Source organism: Methylobacterium sp. J-043, from assembly GCF_022829505.1.
GTDB lineage: Bacteria > Pseudomonadota > Alphaproteobacteria > Rhizobiales > Beijerinckiaceae > Methylobacterium > Methylobacterium extorquens_A.
In genome coordinates, this window is record NZ_JAKSYB010000028.1 from 121,999 (window position 1) to 144,668 (window position 22,670).

20 protein-coding genes are annotated in these 22,670 nt (G+C 70.1%); 11 read left to right on the forward strand and 9 right to left on the reverse strand.

From position 1 onward, the window contains the following. Positions 1 to 58: 58 nt before the first annotated feature. From MKK50_RS04625 to MKK50_RS04635, 3 genes are read left to right on the forward strand one after another with little or no spacing between them, the layout of a single operon-like run. Entirely contained in the window at positions 59 to 1,345 is a 1,287-nt protein-coding gene (locus tag MKK50_RS04625) for a beta-ketoacyl-ACP synthase (RefSeq protein ID WP_499020724.1), read from the forward strand. Further along, the gene (locus MKK50_RS04630) at positions 1,342 to 2,115 is read left to right on the forward strand and encodes an SDR family NAD(P)-dependent oxidoreductase (RefSeq protein WP_499020725.1); all 774 of its coding nucleotides are present in this window, start codon (positions 1,342 to 1,344) and stop codon (positions 2,113 to 2,115) included. Before MKK50_RS04625 ends, MKK50_RS04630 begins: the two co-directional genes overlap by 4 nt. An 11-nt stretch (positions 2,116 to 2,126) precedes the next feature. Continuing rightward, positions 2,127 to 2,411 (forward strand): SH3 domain-containing protein, encoded by a 285-nt coding sequence (locus tag MKK50_RS04635; RefSeq protein WP_499020727.1) that lies wholly within the window; start codon positions 2,127 to 2,129, stop codon positions 2,409 to 2,411. A 68-nt stretch (positions 2,412 to 2,479) separates the two neighbouring features. Here MKK50_RS04635 and MKK50_RS04640 read toward each other — a convergent pair whose 3' ends face one another. Next, entirely contained in the window at positions 2,480 to 6,133 is a 3,654-nt protein-coding gene (locus tag MKK50_RS04640) for a PAS domain-containing protein (RefSeq protein WP_499020729.1), read from the reverse strand. Positions 6,134 to 6,452: 319 nt separating this feature from the next. On the opposite strand from MKK50_RS04640, the gene MKK50_RS04645 reads away from it, so the two are divergent. After that, on the forward strand, positions 6,453 to 7,475 hold the full coding sequence (locus tag MKK50_RS04645; protein ID WP_253368911.1) for a zinc-binding dehydrogenase: 1,023 nt from the start codon (positions 6,453 to 6,455) through the stop codon (positions 7,473 to 7,475). Between the two features lie 5 nt (positions 7,476 to 7,480). Here MKK50_RS04645 and MKK50_RS04650 read toward each other — a convergent pair whose 3' ends face one another. From MKK50_RS04650 to MKK50_RS04675, 6 genes are all read right to left on the reverse strand, one after another. Continuing rightward, the gene (locus tag MKK50_RS04650) at positions 7,481 to 8,368 is read right to left on the reverse strand and encodes a LysR family transcriptional regulator (protein WP_499020730.1); all 888 of its coding nucleotides are present in this window, start codon (positions 8,366 to 8,368) and stop codon (positions 7,481 to 7,483) included. A 329-nt stretch (positions 8,369 to 8,697) separates the two neighbouring features. Then, on the reverse strand, positions 8,698 to 9,141 hold the full coding sequence (locus MKK50_RS04655; protein WP_499020732.1) for a DMT family transporter: 444 nt from the start codon (positions 9,139 to 9,141) through the stop codon (positions 8,698 to 8,700). A 113-nt stretch (positions 9,142 to 9,254) separates the two neighbouring features. Next, positions 9,255 to 9,695, reverse strand: coding sequence for a cupin domain-containing protein (locus tag MKK50_RS04660; protein WP_499020734.1), 441 nt, complete (start codon positions 9,693 to 9,695; stop codon positions 9,255 to 9,257). Beyond that, complete coding sequence (locus MKK50_RS04665) at positions 9,692 to 11,365, reverse strand: saccharopine dehydrogenase family protein (RefSeq protein ID WP_499020736.1); 1,674 nt, start codon at positions 11,363 to 11,365, stop codon at positions 9,692 to 9,694. Before MKK50_RS04665 ends, MKK50_RS04660 begins: the two co-directional genes overlap by 4 nt. Positions 11,366 to 11,373: 8 nt before the next feature. Then, on the reverse strand, positions 11,374 to 12,240 hold the full coding sequence (locus tag MKK50_RS04670; protein ID WP_499020737.1) for a hypothetical protein: 867 nt from the start codon (positions 12,238 to 12,240) through the stop codon (positions 11,374 to 11,376). Then, positions 12,237 to 12,887 (reverse strand): hypothetical protein, encoded by a 651-nt coding sequence (locus MKK50_RS04675; protein WP_499020739.1) that lies wholly within the window; start codon positions 12,885 to 12,887, stop codon positions 12,237 to 12,239. Before MKK50_RS04675 ends, MKK50_RS04670 begins: the two co-directional genes overlap by 4 nt. A gap of 37 nt (positions 12,888 to 12,924) precedes the next feature. On the opposite strand from MKK50_RS04675, the gene MKK50_RS04680 reads away from it, so the two are divergent. Next, on the forward strand, positions 12,925 to 15,894 hold the full coding sequence (locus MKK50_RS04680) for a phosphoenolpyruvate carboxylase (RefSeq protein WP_499020741.1): 2,970 nt from the start codon (positions 12,925 to 12,927) through the stop codon (positions 15,892 to 15,894). A 39-nt stretch (positions 15,895 to 15,933) separates the two neighbouring features. Here MKK50_RS04680 and MKK50_RS04685 read toward each other — a convergent pair whose 3' ends face one another. Further along, positions 15,934 to 16,179, reverse strand: coding sequence for a hypothetical protein (locus MKK50_RS04685; RefSeq protein WP_060771797.1), 246 nt, complete (start codon positions 16,177 to 16,179; stop codon positions 15,934 to 15,936). Between the two features lie 344 nt (positions 16,180 to 16,523). Here MKK50_RS04685 and MKK50_RS04690 point away from each other — a divergent pair, with 344 nt between their 5' ends. The 6 genes from MKK50_RS04690 (at position 16,524) to MKK50_RS04715 (ending at position 22,342) form a co-directional block, all read left to right on the forward strand. Then, positions 16,524 to 16,727 carry a hypothetical protein gene (locus MKK50_RS04690; RefSeq protein WP_253368926.1) on the forward strand — a complete coding sequence of 68 codons (204 nt, stop codon included), beginning with the start codon at positions 16,524 to 16,526 and terminating at the stop codon, positions 16,725 to 16,727. Positions 16,728 to 16,874: 147 nt separating this feature from the next. Further along, positions 16,875 to 17,219: a hypothetical protein gene (locus MKK50_RS04695; RefSeq protein ID WP_253373979.1), complete on the forward strand. Its 345-nt coding sequence runs from the start codon at positions 16,875 to 16,877 to the stop codon at positions 17,217 to 17,219. 423 nt (positions 17,220 to 17,642) lie between these two features. Further along, a complete protein-coding gene (locus MKK50_RS04700; RefSeq protein ID WP_253373980.1) occupies positions 17,643 to 18,119 on the forward strand; it encodes a (2Fe-2S)-binding protein in 477 nt (158 codons plus the stop codon). Beyond that, positions 18,116 to 20,467, forward strand: coding sequence for a xanthine dehydrogenase family protein molybdopterin-binding subunit (locus MKK50_RS04705; protein ID WP_499020743.1), 2,352 nt, complete (start codon positions 18,116 to 18,118; stop codon positions 20,465 to 20,467). Before MKK50_RS04700 ends, MKK50_RS04705 begins: the two co-directional genes overlap by 4 nt. A gap of 140 nt (positions 20,468 to 20,607) precedes the next feature. Beyond that, on the forward strand, positions 20,608 to 20,994 hold the full coding sequence (locus MKK50_RS04710) for a hypothetical protein (protein ID WP_499020745.1): 387 nt from the start codon (positions 20,608 to 20,610) through the stop codon (positions 20,992 to 20,994). Positions 20,995 to 21,196: 202 nt separating this feature from the next. Continuing rightward, positions 21,197 to 22,342: a sensor histidine kinase gene (locus tag MKK50_RS04715; protein ID WP_499020747.1), complete on the forward strand. Its 1,146-nt coding sequence runs from the start codon at positions 21,197 to 21,199 to the stop codon at positions 22,340 to 22,342. Positions 22,343 to 22,386: 44 nt separating this feature from the next. On the opposite strand, the gene MKK50_RS04720 is transcribed toward MKK50_RS04715, so the two are convergent. Next, on the reverse strand, positions 22,387 to 22,650 hold the full coding sequence (locus tag MKK50_RS04720; protein WP_499020749.1) for a hypothetical protein: 264 nt from the start codon (positions 22,648 to 22,650) through the stop codon (positions 22,387 to 22,389). Positions 22,651 to 22,670: the final 20 nt, after the last annotated feature.

Sequence of the window (22,670 nt, forward strand, 5' to 3'; positions counted from 1 at the left end):
GAGACCGCGCCGCGGCGGTCCGGATGCGTGCCGGCCGAAACCATGGTCTGAGGCCCCGATGCCAGAACCGCGCTCCTCATCCACCCACGACGCCCTCGGACGCCCGCTCGTCGCGGTCACGGGCCTCGGCATCGTCACCTCGCTCGGCCGCGGCGCCACCGAGAACTGGGATGCGCTGACCACCGGACGCTCCGGCATCCGCGCCATCAGCCGCTTCCCCACCGAGGGCCTGCGAACCCGCATTGCCGGCACCGTCGATTTCCTCGACACCGACCCGCTGGTGGCCCCCCTGCTGTCCGAGCGCTTCGCCATGGTGGCGGCCGAGGAGGCGGTGACGCAATCCGGCATCGGCGCGGGCTTTCCGGGCGGGCTGTTCGTGGCGGTGCCGCCGGTCGAGATGGAATGGCCGCAGCGGCAGGCTCTGGCGGATGCCGCGGGCGAACCTGACAACGTGACCTATTCGGGGCTTCAGTGGGCCGCCGCGTCCCGCCGCTTCGACGCATGGCACGACCTGTTCATCTTCGGCACGGTGGCCGATCGGCTCGCCGACCGCTTCGGCACGCGCGGCTCGCCGATCTCGCTCTCGACCGCCTGCTCATCGGGCGCCACCGCGATCCAGCTCGGCGTCGAGGCGATCCGCCGGGGCGAGATGGACGCCGCGCTCTGCATCGGCACCGACGGCTCGGTGAACCCGGAATCGCTGATCCGCTTCTCGCTGCTCTCGGCGCTCTCGACGCAGAACGATCCGCCGGAAGGCGCCTCGAAGCCGTTCTCGAAGAACCGCGACGGCTTCGTCATGGGCGAGGGCGCCGCCGCCCTGGTTCTGGAGAGCGCCGCTTCGGCACGAGCGCGCGGCGCAAGGATCCTCGGCTACGTGCTCGGCTGCGGCGAGAAGGGCGACGGCTTCCACCGCACCCGATCCAGCCCGGATGGGGCGCCGGTCATCGCCGCGATGCGCGCAGCCCTCGACGATGCCGGCGTCACGCCCGAAGCCATCGACCACGTCAACGCACACGGCACCTCGACGCCGGAGAACGACAAGATGGAAGCGCTCGGCTGCTCGGCGGTGTTCGGCGAGCGGGTGGGCCGCCTGCCGATCTCTTCCAACAAGTCGATGATCGGCCACACCCTGACCGCGGCTGGCGCCATCGAGGCGGTGGTCTCGCTGCTGACGATCCAGAATGGGCGCATTCCGCCGACCATCAACTACGCGGTCCCCGATCCCGCGCTGCTCCTCGACGTGGTCGGAACCGCCCGCGACACCCGCGTCTCGCGGATCCTGTCGAATTCCTTCGGCTTCGGCGGGCAGAACACCTGCCTCGTACTGGGAGACGAGCCGGCATGAGTGCGGACATGAGCACGACCGGTAAGTCCGTTCTCGTCGTCGGCGGCGCCTCCGGGCTCGGTGCGGCCACCGTCCGCGCCCTGGCGGCAGCCGGCCACGCCGTGACCTTCACCTACCGCTCCTCGCCGGAGCGGGCGCAGGCGCTCGCCGACGAACTCGTGCCGGTGCACGGCGAAGGCAGCGTCACCGCCCGCGCCCTCGACCTGTCCGACCGCGACGCGGTGGAGGCGTTCTGCGATTGGGCCGAGGGCGAGGGCTTCTACGGCTACATCCACAATGCCGGCCAATCGGCGGACGCGCTCGCGGCCATGCTCGACCGCGAGCGGGCCGAGGCGGCGATGCAGGTGAACTTCTGGTCGATGACCCGGATCGCCAAGGCGCTGGTGCGCGGGATGATCCGGGCGCGCGCAGGGCGCATCGTCGCCATCGGTTCGGTGGCGGCCCTTCAGGCCAATGCCGGCAACGCGGCCTACGCAGCGACCAAGGGTGCCCTGATCGCCTATTGCCGCACGCTGGCGATCGAATCGGCCAAGCGCGGCGTCACCGTCAACGTCATCGCTCCCGGCTTCATCGACACCGAGATGCTGGCCGCCTACGCCAGCCACCGCGAGGGGATCGAGCGCCAGATCCCGCTCGGGCGTTTCGCCAAGCCGGAAGAGGTCGCGGCGACGGCCGCCTTCCTGATCGGGGAGGGCGGGGCCTACATCACCGGCGCGGTGCTGCCCGTCGATGGCGGCTTGACCGCGATGATGGGCATCCACCGCACCTGAACCGGCCCGCGATGCCCCGCTTCCTGCCCGCGTTCGCCGTCGCCCTGCTGCTCGCAGGCGGCGGATCCGCGTGGGGCGCCGAGACCTTCCGGGTCGAGGGCCTGCCGCGGGACGACAGCCTGACGATCCGCGAGACGCCGGATGCGGGCGCGCCGGCTCTTGGACAGATCCCGGTCGGGCGCCGGGTGCTCGGCTTCGGCTGCACCAACGAGACGCCGAGTGGGCTGACATGGTGCCGGGTGAAGTTCGACCGCACCCTCGGCTGGGCGCGGCGGCGCTACCTGACGCCGGATTGAGCCCGCGCCAATATCCCGAACGAGGGAGACAGGCGCGTCTTCCCCAAGCTACGGGGCTGGGGGCGGTCTCACGGCGGCGCCTGCAGCGTCTCGGCGAGGAAATTGACGACGCGCCTCAACTCGACCGGCTTCTGGAGACGCTCCACATCCGCAAAGTCCGGCGGGATCACCCCCTCGTCGTAGCCGGTGATGAACACGAACGGCACGCCGCGCTCCCGAAGCAGAGCCGCCAGGGTGAAGGACGGCCCCGAGCCGAGATTGATGTCCACCAGCGCCGCCGCCGGCGCACGTTCATCCAGTGCCTCGCGCGCCGCCTCCTCGCTCGGGCAGGGTCCGATCACCTCCGCCCCCGCCCCCTGCAGCGCGCGTGCCGTATCGGTGGCGAGGTAGTAGTCGTCCTCCACTACGAGGATGCGATAGCCGCTCAAGTCTGATTCGCCGGTCATGTCGAGCGCTCCTCCGAACACGGTCGCACGTTGCGGCGCATCGGTTTCCAGAATGCTGGCGCCGTCGCGGAGCGGAAACTCGAGGTGGCATCGCGCCCCCTCCGGACCGATCTCCAGGCGACCGCACCCACCGAGTTCGTAAGGCAGGCGACCCTCGATCAGTTCGCGGCCAAAACCACGGCGAACGGTCGTGCGGCGATCTGTCCGACGGTCGATCCCGGTCTCCGGCGCCGGCACACCGTCTTCGACCCAGTCGAAGCCGAACCAGGATTCGCCCTGCTTCTCGAACACGGTCCAGCGCACCCGCACACAGCCTTCGGGCACCGACAGGGCACCGTATTTCAGGGCATTGGTCGCCAGTTCGTGGACGGCGAGCGTCAGGATCTCCGCGGCCTTCGGCGAGAGTTCGACCTCGGGTCCGGACAGGTCGTACTGGTCGGCGCGCAGGGCCTGGGCATCGATCTCGTCGTGCACGATGGTGGCCGCCGGTACGCCGGCATTGGGAGAGCGGGTCAGCAGGGCCTGGACGCGGGCCAGCGTCAGGAGTCGCCCTCCCACGAGGGAGGCGTAGTCGGAAACGCTTTCCGCCCGCTCGCCCGTGCGGGCGACGATCGAGCGGGTCACCGCCATGATGTTGCGCACGCGGTGCTGCAATTCGGCGAGCAGTACGGACTGGTGTCCGGTCAACAGTTTGGCCTCGGTCATGTCGGAGGACAGGCCACCGATGCGCCGCACCCGGCCCTGCTCGTCGCGTAGGGAAAACAGCGTGCTGCGAATCCAGCGGAAGGCGCCGTCGCTGGGTCGCTTGATACGGAACTCGTTCACGAGGGATTCACCGGCTGCGGCCCGCCTCAGGATACCGAAGGCGCGTGCACGATCGTCCGGGATCATTTGGCCGGCCCAAACCCGGACGTCCTTCCCGAGCGCCGAAGGCTCGATGCCGTAGACCGTGCTCAGCGCCGGACTGACGTACTCCATCTCGAGCGTTTCCGCGTCGCGGATCCAGAGCACGTCGGAAGAGGCTTCGGCGAATTGCCGAAAGCGCTCCTCGCTTTCACGCAGGCGCAGTTCGGCGCGTTTGCTGCGCAGGGCATGCCAGATCGCGGGGGCCAGCGCCTCGACCGCGTCCAGATCCTCCGTCCGGTAACCGCCCTCGCGGTTGCCGAGCCCGATCATCCCCCGCGTCCTGTCACCCTGCTTCAGCGGCACGCCGAGGAAGGCCGTCAGCGGCAAGTGGTCCGCCGGCGTGCCGACGCGATCGGGGTAGGAGGCGGGTTCGTTGACGATGAGGCCCCGGCCATCCCGCAGCACCTGCCCGTAAATGCCGAGCGCCTCGAGCCCCAGCGCCAGCTTGCCCGGCGGAAGGGGGCTTCCCCCCCCGGGAGCGTGGGCGGCAGAGCGGGCCCGGCTGCGGTCGCTGAAGAACAGGCCGTCGAGACGGCCGGTGGTCTCATCGATCTCGCCTATGAAGCCGATGGCGCTGCCGGTCAGCTCCTCGGCGACGTCGAGGGAGATGCGTGCCAGTTCCTGCTCCGAGGAGGCGCCGAGCGTCTCGCTGAAGACGAGGTTGATCGCCTGGAGGACGGCGTTGTTGCGCCGGACACGCTCCTCCGCCTGTCGGCGCTCGGTCACGTCGATCGCAACGCCGACGAAGCGGTCCTCCCCGAGCGGCTGGCCGGAATTGCTGAGCCAGCGGTACTGGCCGTCGGAGCGGCGGACCCGGGCTTCGCGCGTAAAGGGGCGCCGCCGCGTGTAGGCGTCCTCGAAGGCGGCGATGTAGCCGGCGGCGTCCTCCGGGTGCAGGAACTGCTCCCAGTCCCTGCACCCGGAGGACGCGACGCCGAAGAAGTCGAGGTAGTGGTTGTTGAAGAAGAGCGTGCCGCTCGCGTCCACGTCCCAGATCAGCACCGGCGCGGCGTCGGCCATGGTCCGCAGCCGCATGTCGGCCTCGCGCGCCGTCCGTTCCGCGCGGGCCCGCTCGATCGCCGCCCAGATGCGCTCGCCGGTCTCACGGGCCAGCGCGATCTCGGCCTCGGTCCACTCACGCGGCGCCACCATGGACACCGAGAGGACGCCGACCAGTTCGCCGTGCTTGAGCAGCGGGATGCCGATCCAGGCACACACAAGGCCCCGCGCCACCGCGGAACGGTAAGGTTCGGGAACCAGCGGCGACGTGGTCACGTCGGCGAAGGCGATCGGCCGGCCCTGCTTGTACAGGGGGATGCCCCACTCGATAAGGGACATCGGATAGGTGCCGACGAGCGAGAGCCGGTCGCCGCTCACGTAATCCTGGCGGATGATCGCGACGCCCTGGGCCTCGTAGAGTTCGACGTAGTAGGCGTAGTCCACCTTCAGGTGCTCGCCCAGCAATCGGCAGGCCTCGCCTTGGATCGCGGCCGGGTCGGCCAGGGGACGCAGTGCGTCGCTCAGCCGGAGCAGGAAAGCCTGCTGCTCCTCGCGCTCGCGCAGGGCCAGTTCGGCGAGCTTGTACTCGTGGATGTCCTCGCTCGTTCCGTACCAGCGGACGACGCGCCCCGTGGCGTCGCGGCGCGGATAGGCCCGCGAGCGCAGCCAGCGAAACTGCGCGTCGCGCATGCGCACGCGGTGCTGGATGTCGGAGGGCTCGCCCGTGCGGACGCAATGCATCCAGTGCTCGGCGATGCGGTCGGCATCCTCCGGGTGCTGCACCGCCATCCACGTCTCGCCGAGGCCACTGACGCCGGTCCAGTCGCGGAAGCGCGCCGGCGCGAAGTCGACGGCCCCGTCGGCCGAAGCGGTCCATGAAATCTGGGGATTGGACTCGACCGTGTGGCGCAGGTGGTCCTCGCTCTCGCGCAGGGCCCACTCGGCCAGCATCCGATCGGTGGTCTCGAAGGCCGCCAGGTAGAAGCCGGCGACATGGCCAGCCTCGTCCCGCAACGGTGTCCAGCTCGCGGTGAACCAGCCGAAGGGCCGCTCAGGGCGGGACACAACATCCCAGTAACGGTCGGTCGTGTGGCGCGCCTGCCCTTGTAGAAGCCGATCCGCGATCTGCTGCCCTTCCGGCGCGGGCCAGCAATCGAGGAAAGGCCGTCCGAGTGGCGGCGGATCGATCGCCCGGAGGATCTCATGATAATGATCATTATAAAGTAAATTAAGATTCGACCCCCAGGCAATGCCGCCGACATGAGAGGCGCCGAGCATCATCTCGACGACTGTCTTCAAGCTCTGAGGCCAGCCATCGATCAGCCCGAGCGGCGTCCGCGCCCACTCGAATGCGCGAATACGCTCCGCCATTCCTCCGCCACGAGGCCAGTCGATCATCTGTCGTCGCATCTCTTGGCGAAGAAACATGCCTCTTCGCAAAAGTCACTCAGCACAGATTGCTATGGCCTGCCGGAGTCCAAATTATACAATATTCTGATCAGTGCGAGGCGGGAGCCTTCCCACCGGCGCCCGTTCGGGCCACTGCGCGCGTATCGGCGCGGAGCGCCGCAGGGGCCTCCACGCCGCTGCCGTTTCGCGATACGGGAAGGCCGCGGCCTCAAAAGGCCGGCTTCCCCCCAGGGTCCCGGTCGGGACCGGCCCCTCCCGACGGCAGACGAGATCAGTTCTGATGCAAGCCCTCCAGCTTTTCGGCGACCGCGACCTGCGCCTCACCGAAGTCGAGCCGCCGCCCGCGCCGGGACCGGGTGAAGTGCAGATCCGGGTCCGGGCGGTCGGCCTCAACTTCATCGATGTGTGGGGCTTTCGCGGCATGGCCTTCGCCAAGCGCAAGCTGCCGCTCACCGTCGGCGCGGAGGCGGCGGGCGAGGTCGCCGCAATCGGCGAGGGCGTCGAGGGCCTCTCCGTCGGCGATGCGGTGGTGCCCTACGGCGCGCTGACCTGCGGCCGGTGCCGCGCCTGCCGGGAGGGGCGCGACAACCTGTGCGAGGACGTCTCGGGCGTGATGGGCTTCCATCTCGACGGCTTCGCCCGCGAGCGGGTCAACCTGCCCGCCCGCCTCGTGGTGCGGGTGCCGGGGGGCGTCGATCACGTCCAGGCGGCCTGCGCCGGCATCGCCTTCGGCACGGTGCAGCACATGCTGTTCGACAACGCGCGGCTGGAACCGGGCGAGTCAATCCTCGTCCATGCCGGCGGCTCGGGCATCGGCACGGCGGCGATCAAGATGGCCAAGGCGATCGGCTGCACCGTCTACACGACGGTGGGCGACGACACGAAGGGCGAGAAGGCGAAGGCGCTCGGCGCCGATTACGTCGTCAATTACCGCGAGGAACGCTTCGAGGGCGAGGTGCGGCGGCTGACCAAGCGCAAGGGCGTGGACGTGGTTTTCGAGCATGTCGGCGCCGAGACGTGGAACGGCTCGCTGCTCTGCCTGAAGCGCGGCGGACGGCTCGTCACCTGCGGCTCGACCTCGGGCGTCTCGGTGCAGATGAACCTGATGCAGTTGTTCCAGCAGCAATACCGCATCACCGGCTCGTTCGGCTGCCGCATCGCCAACATGAGCCAGAGCCTCGACAAGATGGCCGCCGGCCTCACCCCGGTCATCGACACGGTGCTGCCGCTCGCCGACTTCGCGCAGGGGCTGGAGCGCCTGGAATCGCGAAAGGTGTTCGGGAAAATTCTTGTGACGCTCTGACCCGTTCAGGCGAAGAGGCGGTGGCCGAGGCCGGGGAGGTCGCGAAAGCTGTCCGCCACATGGCCCGCGAGCGCCCGCGCCGCCGGGCCGGCCCCGTCACGCGGACGCATCAACACGTCGTAGCTGCCGAGCGGGGGCAGGGCCGCGATCCGCTGGAAGGGCGGCCGCGCGACGCTCAAGGGGAGCGGCGCCACCGCAAGGTCCGCCTCCACCGCCGCGATCTGACCCTGGCAATGCTCACTCGTATAGGCGACCCGGTAGGGAATGCCCGCCCCATCGAGCGCGTCGAGCGCCGCCGCCCGCCACGTGCAACCGCTCTGGCAGAGCGCGAGCGGCAGGGGTCGGCGCGCCTCGGCGAGGCCGCCGCGCAGGCCGATCCAGACCAGATCTTCGGAGTGGACCACCTGCGCCGAGCGGTTGGACGGGAGATGGCCGGCGTAGAGCACGAGGTCGAGTTCGCCCTCGGCGAGGGCCTCCACCAGAAGGCGGCTCGCATCGAGCCGCACATCCACCTCGACCTGCGGATGGGTGGCGGCGAAGCGGCGCAGCATCGCCGGCAGGGCGAACAGGCCGGAATCGTTGGGTGCGCCGAAGCGCACTCGCCCCTCCATCGGCGGTGCGTCGAAGAAGGCCACGACCTCGTCGTTCAAGGCGAGCAGGCGGCGACCGAGGCCGAGCAGCGCCTCGCCATCCGCCGTCGGCACGACGGCGCGCGGCTGGCGCAGGAACAGCGCCCGGCCCAAGCGCTCCTCCAGGCGCTTGACCTGGAGGCTGATCGCCGAGGGCGTGCGCCCGACCCGCTCAGCCGCACGGGCGAAGGTGCCGGCCTCGCAGATCGTTACGAAGGTGCGGACGAGTTCGAGATCGAGGTTCGACGGATTGAGCGCACTCACGGCGATGATGATCCTGCTGCGTCTCCTGCTTTGCGGTGAGCATCCCTCACCGTTTCCATAAAATCAATTCGTTCGATTCATCGCAAGACACGCCCCATGCTGTCCGCCGCAGAAGGGGAGGCAGAGATGATCGAGCGGTTTGGATGGATCCTGCGGTGGGGGATCGCCCGCCTCATGGCCGCATGGCACCGATACCGGCCGGCGGCCTCGCGCGACGGGCGAGGTAGGGAGGTTGCGGAGGACTTATCCGGTCTCGCCGAGTGGATTCTGGCCGATCTCGGCGTGACGCGGTCCGGCAAGCTGCTCTCCAGCAGCGATGGGCCGCCGCGTCAGCGCAGGCAGACGAGGACGAGGCCGCCGATCATCAGCCCGCAGCCGAGGATGCGCCAGGGGTCGGCGGTGTGCTGGGCGAACCCGGCCCAGCCGAAATGGTCGAGCAGAACCGAGGTCACGATGGCGGCGGTCACGGTGATACCGGTGAAGACGGCGGCACCCAGACGCTCGGCGATGAAGATCGTGGCGAGCACGTAGGTCGCGCCCATCGCCCCGCCGAGCCACGCCCACCACGGCACGCCCGCGAGCCGCTGGCTCCCCGGCCAGCCGATCCCGACGAAGGGCGCGGCCGCAAGATAGACCGCGACATTGGCCGCGGTGACGACGAGCGCCGCGAGGATCGGCTGATCGAGCGCCTTGTTCAGCGAGGCGTTGGCGCCCGCCTGCACCGTGTTGAGAATGCCGGCGATGGCGGCCGCGGCGGCGATGAGAAACGGCATCGTTCGGCTCCGCTGGGGGATCAGGGCCTCACGAAACTTCCGATCTCCGATCGTGTCCCGCGCCGCCGCTCTGCGGCATGATGCCATCCGATCGGCGCCCCGATGACTGTCCGTCAGCGCCGCGGCGTCGGGCGCCAATCCTCGGGCGCCATCTCGAAGCCGGCGAACTCGAAGCCCGGCGAGACCGTGCAGCCGACGAGCGTCCAGGCGCCCAGACTCGTCGCCGTCTGCCAGTGGCCCGCGGGCACCACGATCTGCGGGCGCTGGCCGCGCAGGAGGTCGGGCCCGAGATGGTGGGCGGAGGCGTCGTGGCCGTTGGGGCTCATCGTGATCACCATCGGCGCGCCGGCATGCCAGTGCCAGATCTCGCCCGCATCCACCCGGTGCCAGGCCGAAGTCTCGCCGAGGTCGAGCAGATAGTAGATCGCGGTGCCGACCGAGCGGCCCTCGACCGTACGGGGGTCGCGAAACGTCTCGCGGTAATGTCCGCCTTCCGGGTGAGGCTCCAACCCGAGGGCGTCGATCACCTGCGCGGCCGTCAGCGTATCGCTCATGGCGCTTCTTCCTCCCTCTCGTCGCAGCAGACCAGCCAGCCGCGATAATGCACCAGCAGCCCCAGGAACGGCAGGAACAGGGCCACGTCGAAGCGGAAGCGGCCCTGCGCATCGACACGCTCGCTCGCCTGCGTCGTCGGCCGCAAGAACCGCGGCAGGGGCAGCGGGCCGAGCCGCCAGCCCGTCACCGCCATGTCGAGCCCGTCGGCATGGGCGCTCACCGCCAGATCCATCGCGAACGGGCCGAAATGCTCGCGCACCCGCCCGCTCCCGTCGGGGCCGGCGCGCCGCATCCGGCTGGAAAAGCGGCGGCTCGGGAAATGCCGCGTCCAGCGTTCCGAGCGAGCGTCGAGGTCGGGCTCCATCGTCACGCGGATCGGCCCTCCCTCCAGGGCGGGCGGCAACCGGAACAGCCCGGCGACGAGCGCGATCAGGGGGCCGCGTCCGCGCGCCACCGTGGCCCGGCCGCGAAAGACGCCATCGCCCACCGCGCCGTGCACGGCGCGCAACGGTTCGGGCATCCGCGCGAAGCCGTCCCCGAGCACCTGCTCGAACAGCGGCACGGGGTGATCGAGGTCGCGGCGGGTGCGGATGGCGAGGCGAGCCATCTCGGCCTCGATCGCCGCGAGCGGCAGCACGCCGACGCAGGGGCGGGCGCTGGGCGGGATCGGCGCGGCGGACGGATCGGTGAGCCGGCGGATCGCCGCGAGTGCGGGCAGGGTCGGAACGTACGGTCCGTCGCCGGCCTCGGCGACGAGGCTCCAGATCGCACGGACCGGCCGCCCGGCCGCGTCGATTCCCAGAGCCTCGACGCTCATGCCGCCGCGGTCGCTGCCGAAGCGGTCGAGCCAGCCGGCGATCGCCAGGAAGGGGCGGGCGAAGGGTACGAGCGAGGGCAGCAGCCGCCAGCGCACCGGCAGACTCGCGAGGCTCAGGCCCAGATGCAGCAGGGGCAGTTCGAGCCCGGCGCGGAACAGGGCCGTGCGCAGGGCGGGGAAGCGGACGGGGAGGATATCGAGGTCGGGCGTCTCGCACAGGCTGGCGAAGCGCCGGCCAAGACCCGGCACCGCGATCCGGTCCAGCAGGCCCCAGCCGGGCCGGTTCTGCCACGTGCCGGCCCGCAGCACCCGCACGGGCTGCCCGGCATAGGAGAGGATCGCCCGCATCACCGAGAGGCCGCGCGGCGCCCGGTTGCCCGGCACGATGGCGACCCGCACCGTCTCGACCGTGCGCCAGCCCGCGGTGAGCGCGTCGAGCACCGCATTCGACAGGGCCGGGGTCGAGCTGGCGCCAGTCAGCGCGACGACGCCGTTGGCCCGCGCCGCCGCATCGAGGGCAGGGAAGGCAGCCACGAAGTCGCGACCGTCGGCGAGATCGAGATAGGGCAGGCCGGCCTCGATCGCCGCGCGGGCGAGCACGGGCGCCCCGCCCTGGAACGGGCCGGCGGCATCCACCACGACCGTCGCGCCGAGCGCCCGCAACTGCGCCGCATCCACCTCCGTCGCGTCGAGGCGCACCGCCCGCCCGCGCCCATCCGGCACGGTGCGGGCCTGGGCTTCCGCCTTTGCGACATCGCGGCCGGCGACGATCACGCGGAGATCGGTGGTCGCGGCAAGCCCGGCGACGAGCCGCGCCCCGAAGGCGCCGGCCCCGCCCACCACGAGGATCACGGGTCCGCTCAGGGAATCGCCCCCTGCGGCAAGGCCGAACCCGGCACCCGTGGCGGCGTGAGATTTTGCGGGGCGCCACCGGTCGGGGGCTGCGCCGCCCGGCCTGCAGTCGCGGCATTCGCGGCCGCCCGCGCGGCGGCCTTGGCAGCCTTTTCCGCCTTCTCCGCCTCCGCTGCGACAGCTTCGGGGGTCGGCGCCATGCGGCGGGCCTTCGGCGGCGGCAGGAGCTTGCCCGAGGGCGCGGTGCCGCATTCGCGAAAGCGCAGCTCGGCCAGGGGCTCGCCCGTCTCCGCGTTGATCGGCAGGCTGTCGGGAAGGGCCACGACGGAGGCGTCCCACTGGATCCGCCCCCCGATGGTCCCCTCCAGCGTGGCCGGCGACGCGCCCCGGCGCAGGGACAGCAGATCCGGCCCGTAGGCGGTGGCGACCTTGCCGGCGACCACGACCTGCAGCACGCGGGTCACGTCGGGCGTCAGCGGGCGTAGGGGGTTGTCGATGGTGATGCGGCCGCTGCGGGTCACCCACAAATCGAGGTTCTTCTCGCCCTGATAGCGGACTGCTTGGCCCGGATCGCAGGCGACCGGCGGCGCGGCAAAGTTCATCCCCGTGGACGAGGGGACGGCGGAGGAAATCGGGTTCGCGGCCGGTTCGGCGGGCGGCGTGTCCGCCGATTTCGCGGGCGCGGTCTCGACCGGCGCGGGTTTGGCCTGCGGCTTCGGGCGGGGCTTGGGCCGTATCTTGCGCTTGGGCGCCTCCGGCACCGCCTCGGCGGGCGCCGGGGCTGCCTCGTCCTGTGCCACGCCCCTGGAAACCAGGCCGGGGACGAGCATCATCGAGGCCGCTGCGAGAGCGGCGAGCAGGCCGACCCGCCTCATCGCGCCGCCCGGTCCTTCGCCTCGGAGGGCGGGTGCGGGTCCGGCGCGAGCGTCTGCTTCACCACTTGGTTCTGCTGTTCGAGAAGGTGATCGAGCATCCGGCTATCGAGTTCTTCCGCTTGAAACTTTCGGGGCTCACCGGCCGCGGACCTATCGACCGTTTCACCATCGATGATGGGGCCGTCAATGATGTCGCCATCGCGGATCGGGCCTTCGAGAACGCGCGCATCGAGCACCTGCGCCCCGCGGTCGATCGGACTCGGCTGGGACGGGGTCAGCGCCTTCGCGACGGCGTCGGCATCGTCGGCCCATTCCTCCTCGAGGGGAAGGCGCAGGGGCGGCCGGCGCGGCCCCTTGGAGAGCGTTACCACGAAGACGCAGGCGAGCAGGGTCGCCGCCGCCGCGGCAAGGATCACCAGGGTTTCCATGATCGGGCCGACCCTAGACCGGATCGCGCGCCGTTGCACGCGCGGCCGGCTTCGGCCGTGCCGAGTGAGGTCCGGGATCGGACGCGACGGTTTACGATCGAGGCCACGCGATGACGGCGGCACATCCCTTCCATCCCCCCTCCACGCCCTTCTACCTCCCTTGCCGGAACGGTCCTTGCGTCGCGCGCCGAAGGGTGAGAACCGCGTGGTCGCCGCCATCCGACGGTCACCGGCCGCTCACGCCCAGGAACGCTCGATGCCCCTCGAAGACCCCCATTCCGGCCCGCCGCTTCCCGCGACGCCGACATCCGGGCCCCCGACGGCATCAGCCGCCCCCGCACGGCCCGCGGATCGCGACGTCTCCGGTCGTGACTTGGAGGCCGAGCTGCTTGACCTCGTCGCCCGCACCCGCGAGCAGGCGAGCGAGGATCCGTTCCGCAACCCCGTTCTCGCCGTCACCCTCGCCATCACCCGCCGGCTCGACCGGGACGAGATCGGGGAATCGGATCTCGACGCCCTGCTCGCCACCCTGCGGCGGCGGGCGCTGACGGACCGGGCCGAGCGGCTGCGCGCCTATGTCGGCCTCGACGCCGACGCCGCCACGGGGGAAGCGCCCGCGGTGGAAGTCGCGAACCGGCTCGTGGCGGCGGTGGCACGGGGCTCGGGCGATTTCGACGCGTTTCGCGGGCGCGTCGGCCGCACCGCTTTTGCGGCCGTGTTCACGGCGCACCCCACCTTCGGGATGCCGCGGGCCGTGGCCGAGTTGATCGCGCGGGCCGCCTCGCTCGCCGATGCGGACCGGCGCGCGCCGATCATCGGCGAGGCTGCCGCCCGCTCGACCCGGCCCGATCCGAAGATCAGCCTCGATGACGAATTCGAGCAGGCCTGCGTCGCCGCCAACCATGGCCGCGCGGCGATCGACGCCTTCAATGGTGCGATCCTCGACGCCGCCCGCGCCCGCTGGCCGGACCGCTGGACCGAACTGGTGCCCAAGCCGCTGGCCATCGCGAGCTGGGTCGGCTGCGACACCGACGGCCGCACCGATATCGGCTGGTGGGACACGATGCGCTACCGGCTGATCTCGAAGCGCATGCAGTTCGACCGGCTGATGCGCGACCTGCCGGACGTGCCGGCCACCCGCGTGGTGCGCGAACTGACCGCGGGCGCGCGGGATGCCGTCGAGCGCCAACTCGCGGGCGCGCCGCTGCTCGGCACCAAGCCCTCGCTGGAGGCGGTCCACCGCTTCGCCCTGGCCCTCATCATCGAGCGCGAGCGCGCGCAGACCGATGCCGGGCCGATCCTGGCCGGGCTCGCCGCCGCGATCGGCGCCGCCGAGACCGATGCGGACCGCCGCGCCATCGCCGTACTGCGCTCAGGCATCGCCGCCCACGGCCTGTCGAACGCCCTGCCGCATTTCCGGCTCAACGCCAGCCAGATCCACAACGCGGTGCGCCGGGTCATCGATCTGGAAGGCGAGCCGACCGACGCGGCGCAGCGCCGCTCGCACCTCTCGGCGATCAACACGCTGCTCAACGACGTGCGCCCCGTGCCCGTCGATTTCGGGGCGCTCGCCGCCGAGCGGGCCTCGGCCGCACGGCTGATGATGACGATCACCCAGATCCTCAAGCACGTCGACGGCACCCACCCGGTGCGCTTCCTCATCGCCGAGACCGAGACCGGCTACACCCTGCTCGCCGCACTCTGGCTCGCGCGCCATTACGGCATCTCGGACAAGCTCGAGATCACCCCGCTGTTCGAGACCGCGAGCGCGCTGGAACAGGGCATCCGTGTCCTCGACGATGCCCTGCGCAACCCGCATTGGCGCGCCCACCTCAAGCGGCTCGGCCGGCTCTCGGTCCAGTTCGGCTACTCGGATTCCGGGCGCTATGTCGGCCAGTTGGCGGCCACCTTCTGGATCGAGCGCCTGCGCCTGCGCATCACCGAGCTGATGACGCAGAACGGGCTCTCCGACATCGAACTCGTGATCTTCGACACCCACGGCGAATCGATCGGCCGCGGCGCCCACCCAACGAGTCTACGCGACCGTCTCGCCTATCTCGCGCCGGAGGATTCGCGCCAGCGCAACGCGCGTGCGGGCATCCGGGAGCGGCTCGAATCGAGCTTCCAGGGCTCGGACGGCTACCTGATGTTCGGCTCGCCCGAACTCGCGGGCGCCTCGGTGGCACGCATCGCCGAGCACATCTTCGCCGACGCGCTGACCGAGGACGAGGCCTTCGCCGATTACGCACTCAACGAGGGCAAGGCCGCCACGTCCGGCGCCGACCCGATCTACGAGGAGGCCGATTTCGCCGCCGAGTTCTTCCGGGTCGTGCGCCAGGACATGGAAATCCTGGTCGATGATCGCGGCTACGCGGCACTGCTCGGCACCTTCGGCCCCAGCCTGATCGACCGCACCGGCTCGCGCCCCGTGGCGCGCCAGTCGGATGGCGGCGGGCCGGCCACGATCACCCATCCACGCCAGATGCGGGCGATCCCCAACAACGCGATCCTGCAGCAGCTCGGTTACCTCGCGAACTCGCTGCACGGCGTCGGCCGCGCCGCGCACCGGGCGCCGGAGCTGTTCCGGCATATGCGGACGAACTCGGTACGCTTCTCGCGCGCCTTCCGCCTCGTGCAGCACGCCGCCAGCGTCGGCGATCTCGACGTGATGCGCGCCTATATCGACACGCTCGACCCGGCCGTGTGGCTGGAGCGTGCCCGGCGCACCCGGCGCGACGCCCGGCGCGACGAACTCGTCACCATCGCCGCCGCACTGGAGCGGCTGAACCTCTCGCCCGACCTGCGCCGCCTGTTCGGACGGCTCACTCGCGACGGGCTCTTCCTCCAGGCGGCGGCGCCGGATCTACCCGCGATGTCGACCCGTCTCGCCCTGCTCCACGCGATCCGCCTCGCGCTGATCCACCGGATCTGGTTCCTGGCCGCCCATATTCCGAGCTTCCGGCCGCAGGCCGGGCTGACCCGGGAGGCGCTGCTGGAGCGGTTCCTGCGCCTCGACATCGATGGATGCCTGAAGCTGCTCGACGAGATCTACCCCGTCACCCCCGACCCGACGCTGGGCCTCAACTTCGGCGAGCCGCCGGGCCCGCGCGACGTCGGCACCTACGAGACCGAGCACAACACGCTGTTCGGCCCGATCCGGCGGATGTTCGAGCGGGTGCGGGAGATCTCGGGGATCATCCAGCACGAGGTCGGCGCGTTCGGCTGACCCGCGCGAGAGGTAAGGGGGCTCGCCCCCCTGCCGGCGTCAGTGCTTCATCATGCTCTCGAAGCTCTCGTGGGGCTCGACCTTGCCGGCGAAGCGCGCGAGCCGGCTCAGGCTCGGTTCGGCGAGGCCCCCGGCATTGGCGTAGGTGGCGAGCGCGAAGCTCACCAGCAACTCGGCCTCTTCCAGGGTCATCGCCCGCCCGCTCAGGGTGCTGGCCGCGCCGCGCACCGCGAGGACGGCTTGGCGGAAGGCGGGGTCGTTCTTCAATTCGTCCAGGCGACTCATCGGGCGTCCTCGGGGCCGTACTCGGTGTCGGGTGATCCTGCCGGCAGGGCCGGCCATGCGGATACACGCATGAAACGCCTCCCACCCCGTCCGGTGTCCGGCGGGAGGCAGCCTCGGCGTGCCTCTCAAATCGCCGAGCCACCGACCGTTCCACCGTCGGACCTGACGATGTGGCGGCCGTTCCGTGAGAGACACGCAACGCGGCTTAAGCGAACCACGACCGAACGCAAACATCGCTCGGCCCACGGCGCGGTGCGGTTGTTCTTGCGTCCCCTCGCCATCAGCGCGGGCAGCGATACATTGCTTCTCGATCGTCGGCTTCAGGTCGCGGAGGAGGGGGCACCATGGACGGTATCGGCGCAGGCATCGACCGGGACGAGACCAACGAGCCCGCCTATCTCGATGGGCGCCGGGCCGCCGAGCGGCGCGAGGAGGCGCAGAACAACCCGCATCCCTCGGGGTCGGACGATCACCGCCTCTGGCAGGCGGGCCATGCCTCGGTGACGGCGCCCGACGTCGTCGCCGACAAGGTGGGCGACTTCGCCTGAGACGTCCGGAACCTTCAAGCGGGACAAGCGTCCCCGTCTCGGTCCCCCCCTCGGGCAACCTTCGCTGGACCGTCGTGGCCGGAGAAGTCGGGATCGGCGACGGGGCGTTCTGAAATGGACGCCGACAATCAGCGCGGAGGAGCGGCGATGCGGGTGCTGGAAACGCCGGATGGGCGCTACATCGTCGTGCATGGCCGTCTGTGGCGACGCCATCGGCCCGATCTCGAACCGCTGCAGCGCGACCGGTTGGTCCGTGATCTGATGGATGCCCGCCGCGGGGTGCGCGCCGCCAAGCGCTCCGGCGACGAGGCGGCGCTCGTGAGCGCCCGCGCGGCCGTCGATGCCGCCAAGCACGGGCTCGGCGAGCGCGGCCCGGTCTGGTGGACGGACGGTGCGCCCGACCTCAACCGGCGCATGATCGCCAACACGCCCTATGCCGCTTGGTACACGGCCCTGCCCGCCGCCGTGAAGGCCGAGCACGAGCGTCGGTGAGAACGGGCGGGGGCAGCATTTGCTAAAGCCCCGATGTGCGCGACCGCACAGACGATTTCGAGCGATCGCTCGGGATAGGGCCACTCGCCGCCTCGTGACGCCGATGCGACGGACACAACCGTGTCGCGCGATTGCCAGAGCGTCCCAGTTCTGATTAATTCCAGATAAGAAATGCATTCGAGGCCGTCCTGCGGCCTCCGCATCGTCGCGGCGCAGCGAAACGGCTGTGGCCAGCGGCAGGCACACCTAAGAGCCGGACGGCATCGCCCGTGAAACCGGTCGCCAACGGCACCGCCCACCCGCCTGTCGGGCTTCGGGCCGGTCTCGGTACGGCATCCCTGGGGAACGGTAGATCGATCCGGCCGCCGGGCGGGCATTCCCTCCGCTCGCGCGCCCTCCCTTCTGAAACGGCAGATGGCAACGATGATAAAACTCACGGTCAACGGAGCCGAACGCAGCTTCGACGGCGATCCCGAGATGCCGTTGCTCTGGTACCTGCGCGACGAACTCGGCCTCACCGGCACCAAGTTCGGCTGCGGCATCGCCCAGTGCGGCGCCTGCACGGTCCATCTCGGCGGCACCGCCGCGCGGTCCTGCATCACGCCGATCTCCGCGGCGGAAGGTCAGGCGATCACGACGATCGAGGGGCTCTCGCCCGACGGCAACCACCCGGTCCAGGTGGCGTGGCGTGACCTCAACGTCGCCCAGTGCGGCTACTGCCAGACCGGCCAGATCATGCAGGCGGCGTCCCTCCTCAAGGACTCGCCGAAGCCGACCGATCAGCAGATCGACGAGAACATGAGCGGCAACATCTGCCGCTGCGGCACCTATCCGCGCATCCGCGCCGCGATCCATCAGGCTGCCGGTCAGGCGCCCGCTTCCAAGGGAGACAGCCTGTGATCCACGAAGCAAAACTGATGGCCGAACTCGCCGCCTCCCAGAACGCCGCCGGCCCGGTCCGGATCGACAATGTCAGCCGCCGCGGCATCCTCGGCGGCATGGGCGCCCTCGTGCTCGCCCTCTCGCTCCCCGATCGCGCCAAGGCCGACGAAGGCCAGACCGAGGAGCAGAAGGCGAAGAAGTTCGGCGCCGACGGCATGCCCAACGGCTGGCGCGACGATCCGAAGGTCTTCGTCGCCATCGCCAAGGACGGCACCGTCACCGTCACCAACCACCGCTCCGAGATGGGCCAGGGCGTTCGCACCTCGATCGCCTTCACCGTCGCCGACGAGCTGGAGGCCGACTGGTCGAAGGTGAAGGTGGTCCAGGCCTGGGGTGAGGAGACTCATTTCGGCAACCAGGACACCGACGGCTCGCGCTCGCTCCGCCACTTCTTCCAGCATTTCCGTCATGCGGGTGCAGCCGCCCGGCTGATGCTGATCCAGGCCGCCGCCAAGCAATGGGGCGTGCCCGCGGGTGAGGTGAAGGCCGAGAACCACGTCCTGACCCACGCCAAGTCGGGCCGTACGCTCGGCTATGGCGACGTCGCCGAGGCGGCAGCCAGCCTGCCGGTGCCGGCCCGCGAGAGCGTTCAGCTCAAGAAGCCCGAGGCCTTCCGCTACATCGGCAAGGGCAAGATCGGCCTCATCGACAACCGCGACATCACCACCGGCAAGGCGATCTACGCCCTCGACGTGAAACTCGACGGCATGCTCTACGCCGTCGTCGCGCGACCCGCCGTCTATGGCGGCAAGGTCGTCTCATTCGACGACACCGAGGCCAAGAAGGTCCCGGGCGTCGTGAAAATCATCAAGATCGAGGGCGGTGAGATCCCGTCCGAGTTCATGCCGCTCGGCGGCATCGCGGTGATCGCCAAGAACACCTGGGCGGCGATGAAGGGCCGCGAGGCCCTCAAGATTACCTGGGATGACGGCCCGAACGCGTCCTACGACACCACTGCCTTCCGCAAGGAACTCGAAGCCGCCGCGCGGAAACCCGGCAAGGTCGTGCGGGTCGCGGGCGACGTCGATGGGGCGATGAAGACCGCCAAGGCGAAGTTCGAGGCGGAGTACTTCGTGCCCCACCTAGCCCAGGCGCCGATGGAGCCGCCGGCCGCGGTCGCCCGCATCAAGGATGGCGCCTGCGAGATCTGGGCCTGCACGCAAGGGCCTCAGGCCGCCCATGACCGGGTGGTGAAGCGTCTCAACCTGCCCGCCGACAAGGTGCGGGTGAACGTGACGCTGCTCGGCGGCGGGTTCGGCCGGAAGTCGAAGCCCGACTACGTGGTCGAGGCGGCGCTTTGCTCGCAGGCCATGGACGGCCAGCCGGTCAAGTTGGTCTGGACCCGCGAGGACGACATCCAGCACAGCTACTACCACACCATCTCGGTCGAGCGGATCGAGGCGGGCGTCGACGAGAAGGGCATGCCGGTGGCGTGGCTCCACCGCTCGGTGGCGCCGACGATCGGCTCGATCTTCGCGCCCGATCCCAAGCACGAGCTGCCGTTCGAGCTCGGCATGGGCCTCGTCAACAACCCGCTCGCCCTGAAGAACCTGCGGTTCGAGAACCCGGAAGCCTCCGCCCATACCCGGATCGGCTGGTTCCGCTCGGTCTCGAACATCCCGCACGCCTTCGCGATCCAGTCCTTCGTGGCCGAACTCGCGCACGCGGCGGGCCGCGACCCGAAGGATTACCTTCTCGACCTCATCGGCCCCGCCCGGAAGATCGACCCGACCGAGATCGGCGACGTCTGGAACTACGGCGAGGATCCCAAGCGCTACCCCGTCGATACCGGCCGCCTGCGCCGCGTCATCGAGATGGTAGCCGACGGCACCAAGTGGGGCCGCAGGCTGGAGAAGGGCCGGGGCCTCGGCATCGCCGGCCACTACAGCTTCGTGACCTACACCGCGGTCGCGGCCGAGGTGGAGGTCGATGACAAGGGTCAGGTGAAGGTCCACACCATCGACATCGCCGTCGATTGCGGGCCGCAGGTGAACCCGGAGCGCGTCCGCTCGCAGATGGAAGGCGCGGTGGTCATGGGAATGGGCCTCGCGCTCACCTCGAAGATCACCTTCAAGAACGGCCGGGCCGAGCAATCCAACTACGACGGCTACGAGGTTCTGCGCATCGACGCCGCCCCGAAGGTGGTGCGCGTGCATCTCGTGCCCTCCAACGACTACTGCAGCCCGCTCGGCGGCGTCGGCGAGCCGGGTGTTCCCCCGGTCGCGCCGGCCATCGCCAACGCGGTCTTCGCCGCCACCGGACGCCGGGTGCGCGAGCTGCCGCTGCGCGACCAGCTCAGCTCCTGAGGTCGCCGGCCGACGCCCTTCCCCTTCACCGGGGAGGGCGTCGGCCCACATTCGAGGCGTCCGAGTGTTGGCGTAACCGGCAACCCTGGGACGCCTCGCGACTTTCACAGGCATCTGTGTTGCACGAGGACCCACGCTTCATGACATCCACCGCCCGCCTCACCCTCGGCCTGTCGCTGGCCGGAATCCTGTTGGCCGGCCCGGTGCTCGCGTCCCCCTGCTCGGACAAGATCGCGTCGCTGAACAGCCGGGCGAAGTCCGAGGCCTCGGATTCGATCTCCGCCTCGTCGAGCGGCAAGTCCGTCGCCGCCCAGCGCGAGGGCGAGGGACAGACCGGCACCGGCGGTCAGACCGATAAGGGCACCGCGCCTCCAGAGAAATCCGCCGAGGCGGGAAAGGGCGCCGAGCAGGCGCAACAGGCTCGCGTGGCCATGGAAGAAGCCCTGACAGCCGACAAGAAGGGCGACACCGCGGGCTGCGAGTCGGCCATCGCCCGCGCGGAAAAGCTCCTCAACGCCAAGCCCTGAGCCGGAAGCGGAACGCGTCGCGTTCGTGAAATTCAACGATGGTTGCGGAGGGAGGGCGCGGACCGATCGTGCCTTTCCCCTCTCGTATCTCCTTCCCTCTTTTTCTGCGCACCCACCCTTCTCACATTGCCGACACCGTCTTCTGCGATCGCGCATCGTTCGCGCGCGTGAGCCCCGATTTCGGGAACCCTGAGACGACCGTATGACCGAGATTTCACCGGAGGTACTGGACCTCCGGTTGCGCCAGCAGGCGATCCTATCCGATTTCGGCGTCGAGGCCCTGCGCGCCACCGAACTGCTGCCGTTGCTGCAGCGGGCGACCGAACTGTGCGCCGAGGGCATCGGGGCGCAGTTCTGCAAGGCGCTCGAATATCAGCCGACGCAGGACATGCTCCTCGTCTGTGCCGGCGTCGGTTGGGAGCCGGACTGCATCGGACGGGCGGTCGTCGGTGCCGACCTCGCCTCCCCCGCGGGCTATGCCCTGAAGACCGGCCGCCCCGTTATCTCCAACCATCTGGAGAACGAGACCCGCTTCCGTACGCCGGAACTGATGGCGAGACACGGCATCCGCCGGGCGGTGAACGTGCTCATCACCAACCGCGAGGGCCATTACGGCGTCCTCGAGGTGGACGACACCCGCGAGGGCATGTTCGGCCCCGCCGACATCGCCTTCATGCAGGGCTTTGCCAATCTGCTCGGCAGCGCGATCGAGCGTCAGCGCTCGGAGGCACAGCTCAAGGTCGCGCTCGAAAGGCAGGACCTGCTGAGCCGCGAGATGAGCCACCGGGTCAAGAACAGCCTTGCCGTCGTGGCGGGGCTTCTCGCGCTCCAGGCCCGCGGCACCGACAACGACGATGTGAAAAGCGCCCTTGCCGACGCGCGCGCCCGCGTCGAGGCGGTGGCTCAGGTCCATGACCAGCTCTGGCGCCAGCCGGACCTGACGCGCATCGACGTCGCCGGCTTCCTCGAAGCCTTATGCGAAAAGCTCACGGAGACGGCGGGCGCCCATGCCTTGATCTGTCACGCTGAGACCGTGACCATGCCGGCCGATCTCGCGATTCCGCTTGGCTTGTTTGTCAACGAACTCGTGACCAACGCGATCAAGTACGCCTATCCCGACGGGCACGGCGAAATCCGCGTCGAGGCGGTGATGCGCGCGGATGGCGGGCTCACCGTCTCGGTCTGTGACGACGGCATCGGGCTGCCGCCGGGCTTCGACCCGCTCAAAACCCGCGCGAGCCTCGGGATGCGTGTCGTCAGCAATCTTTCCCGACAGCTCGACGGCATCCTGACGCTGAAGCCGGGCAAGGGCGCTCAATTCGAACTGCGGATGGCCCCGCGCGGGTGAACCGGATTCGGCGGCATGGCCGCCCCCGGCTCCGTCTTCGAGGATCAGTTGCCCCCGCCGCTTCCGCCGCCGCCGCTGCCCTGCGGCACCGCGCGCGAGGGCTGGTTGGCATTGCCGCCGGCGGCCGAATCGGTCTGCACCGTGTCTGCCCCGGTGCTTCCGCGTGGGATGGTGACGTTCGAGTCGGCACCTGTATTGTTCTGGCCGCCGGTGACCGGTGCGCCGGACTGGGGTGCCGTCGGCGCCGTGGTCTGGGCGAAGGCCGGTCCGGCAAAGGCCAGCGTCGCGGCCAGGATCAGGGTTCGCATCAAGTCCTCACGTATCGAGT

Coding starts and splice junctions, on each gene's coding strand:
- MKK50_RS04625 (WP_499020724.1), top strand. CDS start 59: ATGCCAGAACCGCGCTCCTCATCCACCCACGACGCCCTCGGACGCCCG.
- MKK50_RS04630 (WP_499020725.1), top strand. CDS start 1,342: ATGAGTGCGGACATGAGCACGACCGGTAAGTCCGTTCTCGTCGTCGGC.
- MKK50_RS04635 (WP_499020727.1), top strand. CDS start 2,127: ATGCCCCGCTTCCTGCCCGCGTTCGCCGTCGCCCTGCTGCTCGCAGGC.
- MKK50_RS04640 (WP_499020729.1), bottom strand. CDS start 6,133: ATGGCGGAGCGTATTCGCGCATTCGAGTGGGCGCGGACGCCGCTCGGG.
- MKK50_RS04645 (WP_253368911.1), top strand. CDS start 6,453: ATGCAAGCCCTCCAGCTTTTCGGCGACCGCGACCTGCGCCTCACCGAA.
- MKK50_RS04655 (WP_499020732.1), bottom strand. CDS start 9,141: ATGCCGTTTCTCATCGCCGCCGCGGCCGCCATCGCCGGCATTCTCAAC.
- MKK50_RS04660 (WP_499020734.1), bottom strand. CDS start 9,695: ATGAGCGATACGCTGACGGCCGCGCAGGTGATCGACGCCCTCGGGTTG.
- MKK50_RS04670 (WP_499020737.1), bottom strand. CDS start 12,240: ATGAGGCGGGTCGGCCTGCTCGCCGCTCTCGCAGCGGCCTCGATGATG.
- MKK50_RS04675 (WP_499020739.1), bottom strand. CDS start 12,887: ATGGCGGCGACCACGCGGTTCTCACCCTTCGGCGCGCGACGCAAGGAC.
- MKK50_RS04680 (WP_499020741.1), top strand. CDS start 12,925: ATGCCCCTCGAAGACCCCCATTCCGGCCCGCCGCTTCCCGCGACGCCG.
- MKK50_RS04685 (WP_060771797.1), bottom strand. CDS start 16,179: ATGAGTCGCCTGGACGAATTGAAGAACGACCCCGCCTTCCGCCAAGCC.
- MKK50_RS04690 (WP_253368926.1), top strand. CDS start 16,524: ATGGACGGTATCGGCGCAGGCATCGACCGGGACGAGACCAACGAGCCC.
- MKK50_RS04695 (WP_253373979.1), top strand. CDS start 16,875: ATGCGGGTGCTGGAAACGCCGGATGGGCGCTACATCGTCGTGCATGGC.
- MKK50_RS04700 (WP_253373980.1), top strand. CDS start 17,643: ATGATAAAACTCACGGTCAACGGAGCCGAACGCAGCTTCGACGGCGAT.
- MKK50_RS04710 (WP_499020745.1), top strand. CDS start 20,608: ATGACATCCACCGCCCGCCTCACCCTCGGCCTGTCGCTGGCCGGAATC.
- MKK50_RS04715 (WP_499020747.1), top strand. CDS start 21,197: ATGACCGAGATTTCACCGGAGGTACTGGACCTCCGGTTGCGCCAGCAG.
- MKK50_RS04720 (WP_499020749.1), bottom strand. CDS start 22,650: ATGCGAACCCTGATCCTGGCCGCGACGCTGGCCTTTGCCGGACCGGCC.